We start from the raw sequence: 18,798 nt of genomic DNA, 5'->3' as shown, positions 1-18,798 counted from the left end.
CTCTTTTCTCCGCAGATTCCCCCGCAGGCTCACTGCAGACTTTCGGCATCCGAGCCGGACGACGCGAAACGATGCGTCACACCACGATACGAATCGATCAAGAGTCGACGCATCCAGTCAGCCTGCGACCACGCGCGTGACGGCGGCTGCGTGACGCACGACTCACGACCCGGCCGCCTCACGCGTCGGCTGTCGGCTTCCCCGCGAGGACCCGTTCGATTCCGGCCCGGTCGGGCAGCCCACGCGGTCGGACGACCTCGCCCGATCGGACGTAGACGAACGACGCGGTGACCTCGTCGAGCGGCACCCCCGCCCGCTCGGCCCACGCGAGGCGGTAAACGGCGAGCTGGAGGGGGTCGGCGTTGAAGGACCGGTTGGTCTTCCAGTCGACGACCTCGAACCGGCCGTCCGCGTCCCGGTAAACGGCGTCGATCCGGCCGCGCACCACACGCCCGCCCAGAACGAGTTGGAACGACTCCTCGATGCGGTACGGCGCACGCTGAGCGTACGGCGTACGCAAAAACGCCTGCTGCAACTCGACCAGATCCGCCTCGTCGGCGATGTCCTCGTCGGCCGCACCGGGCAGATCGTCGGGTTCCAGCAGCGGACGCTCGCCGAACTGCGCCTCGATCCAGGCGTGGAACCGCGTCCCGCGCCGGGCGGCGGGCGCCGGTGGGCGCGGCATGGGCCGAGCCAGCTCGCGGGCGAGGCCGTCGGGGTCGGAGGCGAGGCGCAGAAGTTGCGACGCCGACAACGAGGCGGGCAGTTCGACCTCGCGCACCCCCGACCGCCCGCGCAGGAGTTCCTGGACGAGGCGGTCGAGGTCGTGGTCCCACGATTCGATGAGCTCGCGGTCGGCGGGGCCGAGGTGGTCGGTGTCGTCTTCGGCGACGGGCACGAGGGTCGGGTCGTGCACCGTCCGCCCGGACGGGTCGGACAGGTCCGACGGGTCCGACGGGTCGGGCATCTCGGGCGGGCCAAGCGAGCCGTGCGAGCCGAATCGGTCGGTCGGGTCGGTCGGGTCGGTCGGGTCGACAAGGCCGTCGCCCGGCTGGGCCGGCTGGGCCGGCTGGGCCGGCTGGGCCATCGTGCGCGGGGAGGACACCGGCGGCGGCCCGACAGACCCGGCGGTCGCCGCGTCGTCGTCCCACCAGCCGCCGTGGTCGTCGTCCGGTGGCGGGGGGAACTCCTCGTCGTCCGGCGGGGGTTCGTCGAAGAACTCCGCAGCTTCGACGTCCGCGAAGACGGCCGGCGGGTCGGCGGGCGCGGTCTCCGAGGCCGGTCCGGGGTGTACGTCCTCGCGCGCGGCTCGTTCGAGACGGGCGAGTTCGTCGATCACGTCGCGGGCCGCGCGGCGGCGCTCCTCCAGGGCCACGGCGTCGAGCGGCAGCGGCCACGCGTGTTCGACCTGCCCGGCGAGGTGGGGGTTGTCGGTCTCGGCGGGTTCGGGGGCCCACGTGAGGATGTCGCCGTTGCCGGCCGCGCAGTGCTCGGCGAGGCCGAGGAGGAATTCCGACGGGCCACGCGGCTTCTTGCGCGTGCGGCCCCACCAGTGGCCGGATGCGATCAGCAACTGCTTGGGACGAGTGAACGTGACGTATCCCAGGCGCAGTTCCTCAGTGGCCTTGTGGGCGCGCATCTCGGCGTCGAAGGCCTTGAAGCTCTTCGGCGTCAGGTCGGCGAGCTCGGGGAGGCCGTCGGTGTCGCCACGCAGCGGATGCGGGAGGGTACGCCCGCTTTTAGTCCATTTTGCCTGCGCCTGCACGCTCGGAAACGCGCCGTCCACGAGCCCGGGGACGACGACGACCTCCCACTCCATGCCCTTCGACTTGTGCGCGGTCAGCACCTGCACCGAGTCGCGGGCGCTCGGCAGGCTTCCGTCGAGCCCTTTGTCGTGCTCGGCGGCCGTCCGAAGGAAGGCGAGGAAGGCGGTCAGCGACGGGTCGCCGTCCAGGTCCGCGAAGCCGGCCGCGACGTCGAGGAAGGAGTGCAGCGTCTCCCGGCGCCGGGCCGCGACCGCGCCCGGCGACGCGGACAGCTCGACTTCGAGACCGGTGGCCGTGAGTACGCGGTGCAGCACGTCCATGAGCGGTTCGCCCAGGTGGCGGCGCAGTTCGCGGATCTCGGCGGCGAGCCGGGCGAACCGGATCCGCGCGTCCGTCGAGAAGGGGTAGTCGTCGCCGGGATCCGACAGCGCGTCCGACAGCGAGACGACCTCGGTGGGGTCCACGCCCGCGACGGCCTGCTCCAGGCGCGCGTCGGGTCCTTCCGCCGTCCCGTGGTCGAACCGTACGAGGTCACCGGCGCGCCGCCCGAGCAGCGCGAGGTCGCGCGGGCCTATGCGCCAGCGCGGTCCGACCAGGAGGCGGACGAGGGCCGCGTTCGCGGTGGGGTCGTCGAGCACTTCGCAGGTGGCCACGAGATCGGCCACCTCGGGGAGGTTGAGCAGGCCGCTCAGGCCGACGACCTCGACGGGGATGTCGCGTTCCACGAGTGCCTTGTGGATCTCGGCGAAGTCGGCGGCGGTACGGGCGAGCACCGCCACATCGCGCGGCCCGATCAGGTCGCCGTCCGGGGTGAAGCGCGTCCCGATCACGTGCTGCACCTGATCGGCGAGCCACGCGATCTCGCCGTCCTGCGTCTCCAGCAGCGCGCAGCGCACCCATCCGTCGGCGCCGGCCCCCGGCCCGGGGCGCAGCGCCTCCACGCCTTCGTGCATGTCGCGCAGCGGCTCGGCGAGTGCGTTGGCGAAGCTGAGCAGTCGGCCGCCGCTGCGTCGATTCTCGGCGAGGGAGAAGCGCGGGGCGGGCGAACCGTCGCGGCGCGGGAAGTGGCGGGGAAACTCGTCGAGGTTCGCCACCGACGCGCCGCGCCACCCGTAGATGGCCTGACAGGGGTCGCCGACCGCGGTGACGGGGTGGCCGCGACCGGGGGCGTCCTCGGGGGCGACGCCCTCGGGAACGCCGAACAGGCCTGACAGCAGGCGCCGTTGCGCGACGGAGGTGTCCTGGTATTCGTCGAGCAGCACGACCTTGTACGTCTCGCGCAGCATCTCCCCCACCTCGGGGCGCTCCTCGGCGAGTTGTGCGGCGTACGCGATCTGGTCGCCGAAGTCGAGCAGGTCCCGTCGGCGCCGCGCGTCCGCGTACTCGGCCACCAGCCGGGACAAGTCGAGCCGGTTGCGCGCGGCGTCGGCGGCGGCCCTGGCTCCCGCGGACGGCTTCTCCGCGGCCTCCACCTCGGCGATCAGCGCACGGTCGAACTCGCGCAACCGCTCGACGGGCACCAGGTGTTCGGCGAGTTCGCCGCTGAGCGCGAGCACGTCGGCGGTGATCGCGGACAGCGTCTTGGTCAGTGTGGGAAACGGCCCAGGCGCGCCGCGCGCGGCGCGGGCGGCGAGCTGGAAGCGCGTCGCGTCGGCAAGCAGGCGCGCGGACGGCTCCAGACCGATGCGCAGGCCGTGTTCGGTCAACAAGCGGCCCGCGAAGGCGTGGTACGTCGAGATCGTCGGCTCGCCGGCCTCGTCGTCGTCGCCGCGAGCGTCGGCATTCGGCCACAGCCGCATCAGCGCCCGGTCGACGCGTTCGGCGAGTTCGCCCGCGGCCTTGTTGGTGAACGTCAGGCCGAGCACCGCGTCGGGGCGTACCGCGCCGGTGCCGACCAGCCACACGACGCGGGCCGTCATGACGGTCGTCTTGCCGGACCCGGCGCCCGCGACGATCACGCCGGGTTCGAGGGGCGCGGTGATGGCGGCGATCTGCTCGGGCGAGTAGTCGACGTCGAGGACGCGCTTGAGGTCGTCCTCGTCGCGGATGAGGGTCTGGTGAGCGGGTCGCACCGGCGCAAGGGTAGACGGACGTGAGGACAACGTCCGCATCGTGTCCGGAAGCGGGATACGAGCGGCAGAGAGCCGTGACGATGTGCCCGATTCGCTCCGGATTCACCTGCGGTTCACGGCAGCACGTGCAGTTGCGCCCATGCGCGAACGGGCGGGGGAAAGCCCCCGCCGAACGCGATGCGGCCGCGTGGGGAACTATTCGCCCCTGAGCTGCGCGACCGTCTTGTTGACCTCGGTGTCCTCGACGACCTGGTCAGCAGGCGGCTCGACGGCATCGCAGTTGTCGGCCTTGGTGATCACTGACTCGGAGCGCTCCTTGGGCTCCGGCCCCTCTTCAATCTGGCCGACAATCACCGGATCGCCCTTGGCCGCGACGTAGTAGGTCTTCTTCGCGCCGTTCTTGGCGGTCTTCATCAGCGGGACGACCTTCTTGCCACGGAACTCCATCACCTCACCCTTGGTGACGTCATCCGTCTTGTTGTCGAAGAAGTCGATGGTCTCGTCGCCCTCGTCCATCTCGGACTTGACCCACTTGCCCGCCGTGACCTCATCGAGGCCCTGCTCGAGCGCGGCGTTGTCCGGTTCGCCGATCAGGTGCGCCCAGCCCTTGCCCGAGGTCTTCGTGTAGTAGAACCCGCCGACCTGAATCTGCTCGACCTTCTCGCCCCCCTTCTCGGTCGTGCCCTTGACCGCTTTGGTCGCCATGACCGCGCACGCCTTGATGGTCTCGGTCTTGCCGTCCTCGTCGGTGGTCGTGCCGTTGTTGTCGAGGAACTTGATCTTGTTCATCGCCTCGATCGCCTCGGCGGCCAGCGCCGGCCCCTCGGTCTTGGTGTTGTCCTTCTCCTCGTCGTCGGAACACGCACCAAGAGAGAGGGCGGCCAAGACCGCCGCTGACGTGGCCACGGCGATACGACGGATGCGCACGGGAAACTCCATTGCTGACGGGGACGATCAGGACTTTGCGCGCGCCAGTATGGCAAGCCGCATATCCGGGCTCAGCGTCCGGTGGTCGAAGTTCCGGTTCCCGGCTCGGAGATGTCCGATTCCGTGTCGTCGAAGTCGAAGTCGTCCGCGTCCGAGTCGTCGAAGCCCAGCACCTTCATGAACGCCACGAAGAACGCGGCCTCGTCGACCTGTTGATCGGCGGGCGGAGCCTTCGGGGCGCAGGCCTCGCCGCCCGTTTCGATCTTGACGTCGGCCGACTGTTCGGTGCCCGGCGTTTCGAGCGTCACGCGCACCGGGATCGGATCGCCGGACTCGGGGACGTACACGGTCACCACGTCGCCGCTCTCCTTGTCGGTGGCGGTCAGCGGGATCACGGTTCGGCCTTCGTACTCGACCGGCTCGCCCTTGACGACGGAGCCCGCGTCGTCGCCGAAGAGGTCGTCGATGTCGGCGAGGTCGAGGAGTCGTTCTTCGTTGGACTTCTCGGATGTCTCGGACCCGTCGGCGGCATCAGGCTCGTTGTCGAACAGGCCGGTTCCGTCGGGCTCCCCGGATTCCTCGGCTTCCCCGGCTCCGTCCGCGTCTTCGGCGTCGTCCAGGCCGAAGTCGTCGATCAGACCGCCGAGTCCGACATACCGGTCACCGACCAGCCGGATCAACTCGTCGACTGCGGCCGGGTCCGGGCCGTCCTCGCCGTCATCCCCGCCCTGCGGGAGGTCGAGGACATACCGCCATGTTTCGCTCGGCGCCTTGATGTACGGCTTGCCGTCCACGACAAGCACGTCGATCGGCTTCCCGTCCGCGGTGATGTGGGCGTCGACGGCCTTCTTCCCCGGGTCGGCACACGCCTCCACGCCGACCTTCACACTGGTGCCATCTTCGGTGAAGACCGCCTCGCCCGAGAAGCGGATGGTGTCCGTCTCGTCGACCGCGGTCTGCGTGTTGCGGGCGAGGGTCTGCGCGTCGAGCGACGAGTTCGGGGGACCCGATTCCTCTTTCGTCGTGCCACACCCGGTCAGGACGGCCAGGGCCAGACCGGCGGCGGAAACCGAGGCTGCGATGCGGGCAGGGCGCACGTGATCTCCCAGCGGAGCTGTCGGGCAGGAAGCCGGAACGGCCCGGCGTCACGAAGTGCCCATGCGGGTCACAGGGTTGAGCAAAGAAAGCCTATCCAACAGGCGCGGCGGCGGCAGGCGCGGCATCGGCTCACCGGCGGTGAACGGCAGCCCGCCGCTCGTACACCTACTCGACAACGGTACGCCCCTCGCTCCGCGCGCTACAGCACCGACGGAAATCGCAACGGTCGCAGTGCGTACCGGACTTGGGGGTAAAGCGTTCCCCGAGAATGCGACCCGCGACGTCGGCGAGCAGTGCCGACACCCACGTACGCCCCTCCGCGTCGGGCACCGGCGCTGTCTGCTCCTGGACCAGCGGCAGAAGCTCCGCGCCCGGGCCGTCCTTCGCGGACGCCTGGTGCCGCAACTGCACGAGTTCCGCGCCGCCGGACGCCGGGCGCACCCCGCCGAAAGCCTCGACGTCGTCCAACGCCCCACCCTCGACGGCGGCCTGATACACCGCCAACTGCGGGTGCGCGGCGACCTCGGCGGCTCCGGGCTTGCCCTTGCCGGTCTTGAAATCGACGACGTAGGCCAGCCCGTCCTCGCCGCGCTCGACACGGTCCATCGAGCCGCGGATGACAATCTCGTGGTCGCCGACGGTCAGTTCGACCTCGAACTCGTGTTCCGTGGCGGCGACCACCCGGCGCCGCTCGTGGGTGTGCCAGGCGAGGAAGCGTTCGAGCGCCGCGCGCGCCTCCTCCTTCTGCTGGTCCGACTGCCACGGCGCGTCGAACGCGAGGGCGTCCCACACCCGGTCCAACCGGTCCATCAGCACCGGGAGTTCGGCCGGGGTGGCACCGGTGCCGACCTCGTCCGCGAGGGCGTGGACGACATTGCCGAAGCCGAGCGCGGCACTGCGCGCCGACTCCGCGCGCACCTCGCGGCCGAGGAACCAGTTCAACGCGCACGCGTCGACCTTCTCCACCGCGCTGCCGGACAACCGCAGCGGCCCGCGCGGGTCGCGTACCGGAACGCCCGGATCGGTGGGGTCGACCAACCCCCACCAGCGCTCCGGGTGGGCCGCGGGAACGAGCGGATATCCGTCGCTGTCGCGCAGCGACGCCAGTTTGGCCAGGCGGCGCGCGGCGGCGAGCTGGACCGTGCGCGGGGCCTTCGGGTCCACCGCAGAAGCCCGCAGCTCGGCGACCAGTGCGGCGGTCGACAGCGGCCGACGCGGACGCGAGGTGATGTCGGCGCGCTCGACCCCCTCGTCGCCCAACTCCTTCAGGAAGCGCGACGGCTGGTCGCCTTCCTCGTCGACCGACTTCACCGCGGTCACCACGAGCCGCTCGCGGGCGCGGGTGACGGCGACGTAGAACAACCGTCGCTCCTCCGCCAACAAGGCGCCCGGCGACAGCGGTTCGGCGAGCCCGTCGGCACCGATCCGGTCGGCCTCCAGCAGCGAGCCCCGGCGCCGCAGGTCGGGCCACAGGCCCTCCTGCACCCCGGCGACGACGACCAGGCGCCACTGAAGGCCTTTGGAGCGGTGCGCGGTCAACAGCCGCACGGATTCGCCGCGCACGGCCTTGTCGTCGAGCCGGTCACCCGGGATCTGCTGGGCTGTCAGCTCCTCCAGGAAGTTCAACGCGCCCCGGTGCCCGGCTCGTTCCTCGGCCCGCGCGGCGACCTCGAACAACGCCACGACGGCATCGAGATCGCGGTCCGCGTTGCGCCCGGTGGGGCCGCCGCGCAAAACCGCCCGCTCCAGGCGGGCCGGCCACGGGGTGCCGTGCCACAGCTCCCACAGCGCGGCCTCCGTCGTGCCGTTCGCCTCCAGCACCGCGCGCGCCTTGGCGATGAGCGTGCCCAACCGGTACGCGCCCGCCCCGATCTGCGCGTCGACGGCGACCAGTTGCTCAGGATGCGCGAGCGCGTCCCGGATGAGCTCGGCGGACGGCCGGGCCACCACCGGGTACGCCGCGGCCTCGGACGCGGCGGGCTCGTCGGCCGCGTCGTAGGCGGGCCGGCCCCCCGCGTCCTGGGGGTCGTCGGCCGCGTCGAGTTCGGCGAACGCCGCCAACTGCTCCGGTTCCCCGTCTGCGGCGTCGCCGCGGGCCCCGGCCGCCGCCCGGGCCTCCGCGATCGCCGCCGCCCGCTCCTCGGCCCGCAGCGCCCGCCCGAGGACACGCAGATCCGCCGAATCCATCCCGCACATCGGGGACATCAGCAGCATCCGCGCGGTGTCCTCGTCCAACGCCGACGGATCGGCCGCGACCCGCAGCGCGGTCAGCAGCGGGGTGACCGCCTGCTCGGCGGCCAGCGGCAGTTCGTCGCCCGCGATCTCCAGCGGCACACCCGCCACCGTCAGCGCGCGGCGGATCGACGCGATCGACCGTGCGCCGGAGCGTACGAGAACCGCCATCTCGCCCCACGGCACGCCGTCCTCCAAATGCGCGCGGCGCAGGATGTCGGCGATGTTGTCGAGCTCCGCCCCCGGCGTCGGGTAGGTGAACACCTGGACGCGGCTGGGGTCGTCGTCGCCGGTGCGGTCGGGGATCAGCCTGCGGTGCGCCTCGGCGTCGGCGGCGGTCAGTCGCGACAGCGGCATGCGCCTGGTGATCTCGCGGGAGGCCCGCAGCAGGCCCTCGCCCGCGCGCCGCGAGGTCTGCAGGACCACCGTGGGCGCGGGGTTGCCGCGCCGGTCCGGGAACTGGTGCCGGAAGTCCAGGATCCCGTTGACGTCCGCACCGCGGAACGCGTAGATCGACTGGTCCGGGTCACCGACCACGACCAGGTCGCGGCCGTCGCCCGCGAGCGCCCGCAGCAGCCGCACCTGCGCCGCGTCGGTGTCCTGGTACTCGTCCACGAACACCACGCGGTAGCGGCGACGAAGCTCGTCCGACACCTCCGGCCGCTCGGCGAGTATCACCGCACGGTGCACCAACTCCGCGTAGTCGACCACGCCTTGCGCGTCCAACACGTCGAGATACTCGGCGAGGAAGTCGGCCGCGGCCCGCCAGTCGCGCCGACCGATGCCCTCCGCGAACCGGGCCAGCGCGTCGGGGTCGAGACCGAGCTCACGCGTCCGGGCCGCGACCGCGCGCACCTCGTCGGCGAAGCCGCGCGTACCAAGGGCCGCGCGCAACTCGTCCGGCCAGCGCACCGTCCCGTCCTCAGCCTCGCCCGCGAGCAGTTCGCGCACGAACACGTCCTGCTCCGGCCCCGACAGCAGCCGCAGCGGGTACGTGAACAGCTCCGGCGGCTGGTGCCGCCGCACGAGGGCATAGCAAAACGAGTGGAACGTCGTCGCGTTCGGCAGCGCACCGCCACGCGCCGCGCCTGCACCGCCGCGCAGCCGCGTCGCGATACGGTCGCGCAACTCCCCCGCCGCCTTGCGGCTGAAGGTGAGGACCAAGATCTCCTCGGGGAGCGTCCCCCGGGCGACCCGGTCGGCGACAGCCTCCACCAAGGTGGTTGTCTTTCCCGTGCCGGGACCCGCGAGCACCAGCAGCGGGCCGCCCGGGTGCGCGACGACGGCACGCTGGCGCGCGTCGAGCGTCAGCTCCGGCAGCGGGCTGATGTCGGAACGCCGCAAGCGGTAGGCGGATGTCGCGGTCGTCATGGCACAGGGCCTTACGGGGAAGCCGAGGGTTCGGGGCAGACGGGGAACAAGTGCGGAGGCGGTGGCCGCCGAAAACACGACAGCGGGGACGCCGAGAAGCGGGGAATGGTGGAGAGGCTCATCGAGGCGGCACGACACACGGGCGACCAGGCCTGCGACCGTGCCAAACAGGGATCCTTCCGGGCGCTCGGGCTACGCAGGGGGCCGCGCCCCAATCGGCAGGGCGCGGCCGTGCCCCATCAGATCACACCGGACCCTCGCGCCACGGCGCCCTCAGCCGCTCCCCGCCCCTCCCGCAGACCCGTCGGCCTCCGCGCTGCCGTCCCAGCGGGCCCTCGCCATGTCGACGCGGGTGCCGCCCGCGCGCATCGGGACGCCTTCGGCACGCAGGCGCCGCAGGCCCTCCTCGGCCAGGCCCGGCGCGTGGGTTCCGTCCGAGCGCAGCACGCGCCACCACGGCACGCCGCCTCCGTACCGGGACATGACGCGGCCTACCTGCCGCGGGCCGAGCGTGACGCGATCCGACCCGGCGTCCCCGGCGCCCCCGTCGGCCTCGGACTCCGGGGGCCCTTCGCTCGCGGGCGCCTCGCCGGCGAACCAGGCGGCGACGTCCCCGTACGCCATCACCCGCCCCGGGGGAATGCGCGCGACGAGATCGAGGACGCGTTCGGCGATCGGCGTGGGCAGACTCACGCCCCGAATCGTGCCAGACCGGTCCCCCGGCCAGCCTTCCCCCGGACTCCGTGCCACCATCGAGGCGGCGGTGACCGGTGATTCGAGAGCACGAGGACGCTTCCCCAACGGGCGCTCCCCACGTCGGGCGCGCCCTCGTCGTCGAGCCCTCACAACCCGCGCGCGTGCACCGGTCGAGCGACCTGCTGCGCGTGCTGATCGGCGTGCTGGCCCTCGCTGTCGTGTTCTTCCTCGCGAGCATCGCCCGCGAGACCACGTCGGGCCTGGAGTCGGACATCGTGCGCGGGGCGCAGAACAGCCTGCCGCGCCTGCTGCTCAACGTGTCCGGCGGTGTCTTCGCCGTCGCGGTCCTCGTCATGCCCGTGGCGTACGGCGTCGACCGCCTGCTGCGCCGCGACGGCCTGCGCGTCGCCGACGGCGTCCTGGCCGCGGCCCTCACCTACGCCGCTTCGCTCGGCCTGGGCTGGTGGGTCACCGGCCCAGGCCCCGACGCCCTGGAGGCGGCGCTCACCCGGCCGCTGCCCGGCGGCGGGCTGACCGACCCGGTCCACGGCTACCTCGCGCCGATCGTCGCCTACATCACCGCCGTCGGACTCACGCGCCGCCCGGTCTGGCAGGCGTCGGTGTGGACGCTGCTCGCCCTCAACGCCGCGACCGTCCTGGTCGGCGGCTACACCACGCCGCTCGCGCTGCTGACGAGCCTGCTGCTCGGCCGCACGATCGCGTACGCCACGATGTACACCGTCGGCGTGCCCAACCGCCGCCCGCCCGCCGACGCGGTCGTGGCCGCACTGCGCCGCTTCGGGCTGGTCGCCGCCTCGGCCGTGCGCACCGACGACGGCCCCGAGGAAAGCCGCCGCTATGCCGTGCGGCTGACCGACGACCAACTCCTCGACGTGACCGTCCTCGACCGCGACCAGCAGACCTCGGGCGCGGTCTACCGCTTCTACCGCCGCGTCCGGCTGCGCGTGATCACCGCCCGCCGCACCTTCCTGTCGCTGCGCCGCGCACTCGAACAGGAGTCGCTGATGGCCTACGCGGCGGCGGACGCGGGCGTACGCACACCGCGCCTGGTCGCCACGACCGAAGTCGGCTCGGACGCCGCGCTGCTGGCGTACGCGCACATCCCCGGACGCGGGCTCGACGGGCTCGCCGACGAAGAGTTCACCGACGACCTGCTGGTCGAGATCTGGCGGCAGATCGCCTTGATGCAGGCACACCGCCTGACCCACCGGCGGCTGGGCACCAACAGCTTCCTCATCGACGAACACGGCGACCCGTGGCTGATCGACCTGCGGGCCGGCGAGATCGCGTCCGGCGACCTGTCGCTGCGCATCGACACAGCGCAGATGCTGACCTCGGTCGCGCTGCGCGTGGGCGAGGAGCGCGCGGTCCGCACCGCCACCGAGGGCCTGGGCGTCGACGCGGTCGCGGCGTGCCTGCCGCTGCTCCAGAAGGTCGCGCTGAACCGCTCGACGCGCGCCGCGCTGCGCAAGAACGAGAACCTGCTCTCCCGCATCCGCGAACAGATCCTGGAGCTGCGGCCCCGCGCCGAGGCCGAGCCGGTGCGGCTGGAACGCATCCGGCCGCGGACGCTGGTCACCGTCGTCGCGTCGGCGTTCGCGGGCTACTTCCTGCTGTCCCAGCTCACCGACGCGAACCTCGGCGACATCTTCGAACGGGCCAACTGGGGCTGGGCCGCGATCGGGCTCCTCGCGGCGTCGCTCAGCTATGTCGCGGCGGCCTTCATGCTGCTCGGGTTCGTCCCCGAGCGGCTGTCCGTGTGGCGGACGACGGTCGTCCAATTGGCGGGATCGTTCGTGAAGCTCGTGATGCCGGCGGCGGTGAGCGGCGTCGCACTCAACGCCCGCTACCTTCAGAAGGCGGGTGTGCCCCCGGCACTCGCCGCGGCGAGCATCGGCGTCTCGCAACTGGGCGGCCTGGTCTTCCACATCGGGCTGCTGGTCTTCTTCGGCTACATCGCGGGCACCGAGCAGACGCCGTCGTTCGCCCCGTCGGGCGCGGTCATCGCGGGGCTGCTGGCGCTCGCGATGATCTGCCTGCTGGTGATGGCGGTGGGCCCGCTGCGGCGGTTCATCGTCCGGCGCCTGGGACCGCTGTTCTCCGGCATCGTGCCGCGCCTGCTCGACGTCCTCCAGACACCGGCGAAGCTCGCCGCGGGCCTGGGCGGCACGATCATGCTCACGGTGTCGTTCATCCTGTGCCTGGACGCGTGCGTGCGCTCCTTCGGCGGCTCGGCGAGCTTCGCGGCGATCGCCGTCGTCTTCCTCGCCGGCAACGCGATCGGTTCGGCGGCTCCCGTGCCGGGCGGGATCGGGGCGATCGAGGCGGCGCTGATCGCGGGTCTGACGACCACGGGGAAGCTGCCGATCGAAACGGCCACGGCCGCGGTGCTGCTGTTCCGGTTCCTGACCTTCTGGCTGCCGGTGCTGCCGGGCTGGCTGGCGTTCACCTACCTCCAGCGCAAGCAGGCGATCTGACCTCTCGCCCGGAACGCGTGAAGGCCGGCGCCCCCACAGCGGGGCGCCGGCCTTCACGCGTGTCCGGCCCGGACGGCGTTCGCCGACCGGGCTCGGGAGACGGTCGGGCGGACAGTCTCAGTAAACGGGCTTGTGCGGCTCGATCTGGTTGACCCAGCCGATCACGCCGCCGCCGACGTGCACCGCGTCCTGGAAGCCCGCGGCCTTCAGCACGGCCAGCACCTCGGCGGAGCGCACCCCGGTCTTGCAGTGCAGCACGATGCGCTTGTCCTGCGGCAGGCCTTCGAGGGCGTTGCCCATCAGGAACTCGTTCTTCGGGACGAGCACCGCGCCCGGGATCGAGACGATCTCGTACTCGTTGGGCTCGCGGACGTCGATGACGTGGATCTCCTCGTCCGCGTCCATCCACTCCTTGAGCTGCCGCGGCGTGATGGTCGAGCCGAGCGCGGCCTCCTGGGCCTCCTCGGAGACCACGCCGCAGAACGCCTCGTAGTCGATCAGCTCGGTGACCGTCGGGTTCTTGCCGCACACCGCGCACTCGGGGTCCTTGCGGACCTTGACCTGGCGGTACGTCATCTCCAGGGCGTCGTAGATCATCAGCCGGCCGAGCAGCGGGTCGCCCATGCCGGTGAGCATCTTGATGGCCTCGTTGACCTGGATCGACCCGATCGACGCGCACAGCACACCGAGCACGCCGCCCTCGGCGCACGACGGGACCATGCCGGGCGGCGGGGGCTCCGGGTACAGGCAGCGGTAGCACGGCCCGTGCTCGGCCCAGAAGACCGACGCCTGGCCGTCGAAGCGGTAGATCGAACCCCACACGTACGGCTTGCCGAGCAGCACACACGCGTCGTTGACCAGGTAGCGCGTGGCGAAGTTGTCGGTGCCGTCCACGATCAGGTCGTACTGCGCGAAGATCTCCATGACGTTCGACGCGTCGAGGCGCTCCTCGTGCAGCACCACGTCGACGTACGGGTTGGCTTCCAGGACGCTCTCGCGGGCCGACTGCGCCTTCGACTTGCCGATGTCCGACTGGCCGTGGATGATCTGGCGCTGGAGATTCGACTCGTCGACGGTGTCGAACTCGATGATGCCGAGCGTGCCGACGCCGGCCGCGGCGAGGTAGAGCAGCGCCGGCGAACCGAGACCGCCGGCGCCCACACACAGGACCTTGGCGTTCTTCAGGCGCTTCTGCCCGCTCATCCCGAAGTCGGGGATGATCAGGTGGCGCGAATACCGGCGGACCTCGTCGACGGTGAGCTCGGCGGCGGGCTCGACCAAGGGTGGTAGCGACACGGGATCTCCGATGGTCAGACCTAGTTCTGCGTTGTTTTCGCCCTCAACAGTGCCACGGCGTGTCCGATTCCCGGGCGCCGGGTCCGGTGCGTGAGACATGCGTCCCACCGCGGCACGCGAGTGCCGCGGCAGGGCTCCTCGCCAGGCAGCGAACCGGGGCCGAGCGGTCGGTCAGGCCGGGTAGGGCCAGGCGTTCGGCTTGCAGATGAGCCCGTTGTCGGCTTCGAGGCTCTTGGTCTGCTGCATCATCACCGGCGCGAGTTCGCCCGGCAGGCACGCCTCGGTCTCGTGGTTGCGGCCGAGGCGGTGGCCGACCTCGTGGTTGATGAGCATCTGGCGGTAGGCGAGCATCTCGTCGCCGAAGGTGGGCGAACCCTCCGCCCAGCGCCACGCGTTGATGACGACGTACGGGGTGCCGGCGGCGTCGCACGACACGTTGTCCTGGGAGGTGTCCAGACCCACGACGCCGCACAGCCGGTGCGTCGTGCCGGGGCTGGCCAGCCGGACGACGAAGTCGGCGCTGCCGTCGGTGCGCACGAAGGACCGGCCGTCGTGCGCCCACGAACGCGGGTCGTTCAGCGTCTGCTGCACGGCTTCGGCGAACAAATTGCCGTCGAGCGCGAGGCCCTGCTCGATCTCGATCCGGTAGGTCTTCTTCGTCGTCCCGGACTTGGCCGGGCTGTCCGACTGGCCCGGCAGCACGTCGAACTTGCCGGACAGCGACAGCAGCGGGTCCAGCGAGAACCGGACCTTCATGCGGTCCGTCGTGGTCTGCGGCGCCGACGGCGTGGGGATCGGGATCGTGCTCGGCCCCGGCGCGCCCGACGCGGCGGGCGTGCCCGCCTGCACCTGGCCGCGCTCGGAGTCCCGCGACGCGGCGTCCTCGGTGTCGCGGTCCTGGGTGCCGTCGGGAGCGGTGTCGCCGCTGGCCTGGGCCTGGGAGTGGCCGTCCGGCATCTGGACGACGACCACGCCGGCCAGCACGGCGCCGGTCACCACGGCCCCGCCCGCGGCGGCGAGCCGGCGCGGCTTGCGGGAGGTCGTGCGCGAGGCCCGGCGCGAGGCGGCGCGCCCGCCCGCGGACCGGTCGGCGGGGGCCGGGCGGGGAACATATCCGGGGGGCGCGGCGCCGGATTCGGCGTCGTCCTCGATGTCGTCGGCAAGCACATCGGACCGGGCGTCGGCGCGGCCGCGCTGCGGAACCGCCATCGGCTCGTCGACGGGCTCGATGTGGACGGCGTCGTGCCATGCCGCGGGCTCGGGGGCGAAAACGGGTTCTTCGTATTCCGGCGCGAACGAGTGCTGCGGCAGCGGTTGTGCGTACGTATCCGTGTAGGCCTCGGGGGCGTACGCGAAGGCATGCTGGGGCTGCGGCTCGAACTGCCCGCCTAGCCGGGGCTGTCCCGCGGTGCCGAAGCCCGGGTCGGCGGGGGCCTCCCACGCTGTGGACTCGTCCCAGTACGGCTGCTGCGGAGTCTGCGGGTTCTCCGGGGCGTAGTCGTAGGCGACCTGCTCCACACCGCCGGTGTCGTGGAGGACCGGCTCCTGGTAGCCGGGCTCCGGATACACCGCGTCCTGGTACGGCCGGTGATGCCCGCCGGGGTGACTCGGCGCGGCGTAGTCGTGCGCGTACGCGGCCTCACCCGCGTAGCCGTGCCCGGCCGTCGCGTATTCGCCTGACCCGCCGACCGTCTCGTAGTACGGCGCCGGGGCGGGGGTGTCGTATCCCCCGAGGCCGTGGTCCGGATAACCCGGATACGTGTCCTGCGGGGTGCCGCCGTAGGCGTCCGCGTACATGCCCGTCTGCGTGTCCGAGTAGGTGTCCGAATATGTATCCGAAGTACCGGAGTGTCGGCCCATGTGCGCGGTCACCCCGCCTGGGCCGGGGACATGGGCGTCTTGCTCTGTTGCGCGGTCTCGGCGAGAAGGTCGCGGACCGCGCGGGCGACGACGCGCGGGTGCTCCATCATCGCGACGTGCCCGGAGTCGGGCACCATCACCAGCCTCGGGTCCGGGAAGGTCGCCGCGGCCCGGCGCGCGACGCGCGAGTCGACCAGCTTGTCGCGGCGTCCGTAGATCAGCAGCGTGGGTGCCTGCACCAGAGCAGCCTGCTTCCACAGCGACCGGGGGCCGCGTTCGAGGTAGGAGGAGACGACGCCGCGCGCCGAGCGGGTGAAGGCGTCGACCATGTACGGCAGCCCGAGGCGCCGCTGGTATTCGGCCACGAAATCTGTGAATTCGTGCTCGGGCAGCAACTGCGGCTGCCCGAAACACAGCCCGACCGACACACGCGTGCGTTGCTCGGCGGTCATGTTCCGGGTGAACCGCCCAAGTGCGGCGGCCGCCCCCGGGACCGCCATCAGCGCCGTGGGCAACGCGGTGGCCTGCGGCTTGAGGTCGGGCAGCGCGGGCGAGACGAGGGTGAGCGTACGCACGAGGTCCGGCCGGCGGGCGGCGACGCGGGTGGCGACCGCCCCGCCCATCGAATTGCCCATCAGGTGCACGGGCCCGCGGCCGAGGCTCAGGATCAGCCCTTCGACCACCCGGCAGTGCGACGAAATCGAGTAGTCGCCGTCGTGCGGGGGTGGCGAGAAGCCGAATCCCGGAAGATCGACCATGTCGGCGGCGACGACATCGCGCAGGTCGTGCGCGAGGTGGCTCCAGTTGAGCGACGAGCCGCCGAGGCCGTGGACGAGGACGGCGGGCGGCAGGTCCGGGTCGTGCGCGGGATGCCGCCGAACGGCCACCGTCGTCTCGCCGGCGCTCGCCGCCGTACGCACAGGCCAGGCCGCCGGAGCGCCGGAAACCCCCTGAGTCGTCGTCACGGTCGCCAATATTACGAGACGGTCACCGGGACGGAAGGCCCACGGCACGTGATCGGGACACACGGAGCGGCGATTTGGCGCTCGAATGGGCATTTTTGGACCCACGGCCAACCATGTGGATGGCAACGGTTCGGTATCGATGATCCGCACGGGGCAACACGGCCGACCGGGGTAGTAGTCCGAAAGAGACCTATTCGGCACCGCGCGCGAGTTTTCGGCCCCCCGGCGACACCATGGGAAAGGTCGGAAGCAGCAGAAGAAGGAGTGACATGCCAGACAAGACGAACGCACCCGGCCACCGCGGCACCGCGAAAAGCGATATCGCGGGCCCGCGCACCGAGGACCCGGCGACGCACGAGGACCCCGGGGAGGTCCCCGCTCCCGACGACCTCGACCTCGAAGCGCCGGAGGCGGACGTCGCCGAGCAGCGCGCGACGATTGTGGAGGACGAGGACGCACTCGTCTGGGCCCCGGTGCCCGACGGTGTCGATCCGGCCGACCGCACCGACCAGCAGCGCGTCGTCACTCCCGACGAGGACGAATACCGCTGATCCCACGCGTGGTTCGAACGCCACCCTGACAAAACGTCAGATGTGCGGGCCGTCGGGGCCTTGCACGGCAAGCACCGTTTCCAGAACCCTGTTCGTTGCGCCACGAAACCTACGACGAAGGATTACCCAAAAGTAGGATGACGAGGCGGAAACGCCTGACGGCGCCCCGACGTCTCGGGGATCGTCCCGGGATCAGGACACGTTCGACCACGCTTGACACGCTTGACACGTCTGAGGAGCGCCGTGACAGCCATCCAGGATGCGGAACCCCGCCCGCGAGGCACCCGCCTGCCCCGGCTGGCCCGCAGGAACCAACTGCTCGGCGCCGCCCAGGAAGTGTTCGTGGCGCAGGGCTACCACGCGGCGGCGATGGACGACATCGCCGAGCGCGCAGGGGTCAGCAAACCCGTCCTCTACCAGCACTTTCCCGGCAAGCTGGAGCTCTACCTCGCCCTGCTCGACCAGCACTGCGAGGCCCTGGTCGGCGCGGTGCGCAACGCGCTCGCGTCGACCCACGACAACAAGTTGCGTGTCGCGGCGACGGTCGACGCGTACTTCGCTTTCGTCGACGACCACGGCGGTGCCTTCCGCCTGGTGTTCGAGTCCGACCTGACGAACGAGGCTGCGGTCCGCGACCGCGTCGACCGGGTGGCCGAAACCTGCGCCGAAGCGGTCAGCGAGGTCATCGCCGAGGACACCGGCCTCGGCCAGGCCGAGGCGATGCTGCTGGCCATCGGCCTGACCGGCCAGGCCCAGGTGACCGCCCGCTACTGGATCTCCAAGGGCGTCCCGATCCCCCGCGACACCGCGTCGCGCCTGATCTCGACCCTCGGCTGGCGCGGGATCTCCCGCTTCCCGCGCAAGGACGAGGCGGCGCCGCAGACGGGTTGACCGGCGTGCGGGCGGAATGACGGGGATCAACGACGGGCTTCGCGGTCACGCCCTGTGGACAACGCGAGGTTGTGGACGGCTCGGCGCACGGGCCTCCACACCTCGCGTAAGCCCCCGGAGTGGGCGTGCGAACCCGGTCCGACAATCACACCGAGTGCCCGTGCCGCCCCCTCCGCTCCGTCTTCACGTTCGCGCTCGGCGTACCGGGTGCGGGGCTTCGCGGCCGTGCGACTCGATTAGCCTTCCCTGTGTACGGGCGCGCGCAGTTCGATGGCCGCTCCCACTCGTCTGAACCGGAGGGACAGCCGTGGAGGTCAAGATCGGCGTGCAGCACGCCGGACGGGAACTGGTGCTGGAAAGCACCGACACCGCCGAAGACGTCGAACGCGCGGTGGCCGACGCGCTCACCGGCACCGCCGGAGTGCTCTCGCTCCAGGACGAGAAGGGCCGCCGGGTCATCGTCCCCGCCGACCGTCTCGCCTACGTCGAGATCGGCGAGCCGAGCGTCCGCCGCGTCGGCTTCGGCGCCGTCTGACCGCAATATCGAGGGGCGGGCCGCACCACCAGGTGCGGCC

The 18,798-nt window shown here is 71.6% G+C and carries 12 protein-coding genes; 4 read left to right on the top strand and 8 right to left on the bottom strand.

From position 1 onward, the window contains the following. Positions 1-178 precede the first annotated feature (178 nt). The 5 genes from ACRX5W_RS04845 to ACRX5W_RS04825 form a co-directional block, all read right to left on the bottom strand. A complete protein-coding gene (locus ACRX5W_RS04845; RefSeq protein WP_436786624.1) occupies positions 179-3,877 on the bottom strand; it encodes a UvrD-helicase domain-containing protein in 3,699 nt (1,232 codons plus the stop codon). Positions 3,878-4,033: 156 nt separating this feature from the next. Beyond that, complete coding sequence (locus tag ACRX5W_RS04840) at positions 4,034-4,765, bottom strand: hypothetical protein (protein WP_436786623.1); 732 nt, start codon at positions 4,763-4,765, stop codon at positions 4,034-4,036. Positions 4,766-4,836: 71 nt separating this feature from the next. Beyond that, on the bottom strand, positions 4,837-5,862 hold the full coding sequence (locus ACRX5W_RS04835; RefSeq protein ID WP_436786622.1) for a hypothetical protein: 1,026 nt from the start codon (positions 5,860-5,862) through the stop codon (positions 4,837-4,839). Positions 5,863-6,028: 166 nt separating this feature from the next. Next, the gene (locus ACRX5W_RS04830; RefSeq protein WP_436786621.1) at positions 6,029-9,466 is read right to left on the bottom strand and encodes an ATP-dependent helicase; all 3,438 of its coding nucleotides are present in this window, start codon (positions 9,464-9,466) and stop codon (positions 6,029-6,031) included. A gap of 273 nt (positions 9,467-9,739) precedes the next feature. Beyond that, entirely contained in the window at positions 9,740-10,159 is a 420-nt protein-coding gene (locus tag ACRX5W_RS04825; RefSeq protein WP_436786620.1) for an MGMT family protein, read from the bottom strand. A gap of 164 nt (positions 10,160-10,323) precedes the next feature. Here ACRX5W_RS04825 and ACRX5W_RS04820 point away from each other — a divergent pair, with 164 nt between their 5' ends. Continuing rightward, positions 10,324-12,660 (top strand): lysylphosphatidylglycerol synthase domain-containing protein, encoded by a 2,337-nt coding sequence (locus ACRX5W_RS04820; RefSeq protein ID WP_436786619.1) that lies wholly within the window; start codon positions 10,324-10,326, stop codon positions 12,658-12,660. A gap of 117 nt (positions 12,661-12,777) precedes the next feature. On the opposite strand, the gene moeZ is transcribed toward ACRX5W_RS04820, so the two are convergent. The 3 genes from moeZ to ACRX5W_RS04805 form a co-directional block, all read right to left on the bottom strand. Then, positions 12,778-13,956, bottom strand: coding sequence for an adenylyltransferase/sulfurtransferase MoeZ (moeZ, locus tag ACRX5W_RS04815; protein WP_436786618.1), 1,179 nt, complete (start codon positions 13,954-13,956; stop codon positions 12,778-12,780). 171 nt (positions 13,957-14,127) lie between these two features. Continuing rightward, positions 14,128-15,816: a DUF3152 domain-containing protein gene (locus tag ACRX5W_RS04810; RefSeq protein ID WP_436786617.1), complete on the bottom strand. Its 1,689-nt coding sequence runs from the start codon at positions 15,814-15,816 to the stop codon at positions 14,128-14,130. Positions 15,817-15,824: 8 nt separating this feature from the next. Next, a complete protein-coding gene (locus ACRX5W_RS04805; protein WP_436786616.1) occupies positions 15,825-16,781 on the bottom strand; it encodes an alpha/beta fold hydrolase in 957 nt (318 codons plus the stop codon). Positions 16,782-17,050: 269 nt separating this feature from the next. On the opposite strand from ACRX5W_RS04805, the gene ACRX5W_RS04800 reads away from it, so the two are divergent. The 3 genes from ACRX5W_RS04800 to ACRX5W_RS04790 all read left to right on the top strand — a co-directional run bounded on the left by ACRX5W_RS04800 (position 17,051) and on the right by ACRX5W_RS04790 (position 18,758). Continuing rightward, a complete protein-coding gene (locus ACRX5W_RS04800; protein ID WP_436786615.1) occupies positions 17,051-17,332 on the top strand; it encodes a hypothetical protein in 282 nt (93 codons plus the stop codon). A gap of 243 nt (positions 17,333-17,575) precedes the next feature. Further along, positions 17,576-18,223, top strand: coding sequence for a TetR/AcrR family transcriptional regulator (locus tag ACRX5W_RS04795; protein WP_436786614.1), 648 nt, complete (start codon positions 17,576-17,578; stop codon positions 18,221-18,223). Between the two features lie 307 nt (positions 18,224-18,530). Then, positions 18,531-18,758, top strand: a complete 228-nt coding sequence (locus ACRX5W_RS04790; RefSeq protein WP_436786613.1) for a DUF3107 domain-containing protein — start codon at positions 18,531-18,533, stop codon at positions 18,756-18,758. Positions 18,759-18,798 lie beyond the last annotated feature (40 nt).

The organism is Yinghuangia sp. YIM S10712 (genome assembly GCF_051388935.1).
GTDB lineage: Bacteria > Actinomycetota > Actinomycetes > Streptomycetales > Streptomycetaceae > Yinghuangia.
This window is presented reverse-complemented; position numbering and strand designations above follow the sequence as displayed.

Bases quoted from the DNA above. Each gene is read 5' to 3' on its own strand.
- ACRX5W_RS04845 (WP_436786624.1), bottom strand. From the start codon at position 3,877: ATGCGGACGTTGTCCTCACGTCCGTCTACCCTTGCGCCGGTGCGACCC.
- ACRX5W_RS04830 (WP_436786621.1), bottom strand. From the start codon at position 9,466: ATGACGACCGCGACATCCGCCTACCGCTTGCGGCGTTCCGACATCAGC.
- ACRX5W_RS04810 (WP_436786617.1), bottom strand. From the start codon at position 15,816: ATGGGCCGACACTCCGGTACTTCGGATACATATTCGGACACCTACTCG.
- ACRX5W_RS04800 (WP_436786615.1), top strand. From the start codon at position 17,051: ATGCCAGACAAGACGAACGCACCCGGCCACCGCGGCACCGCGAAAAGC.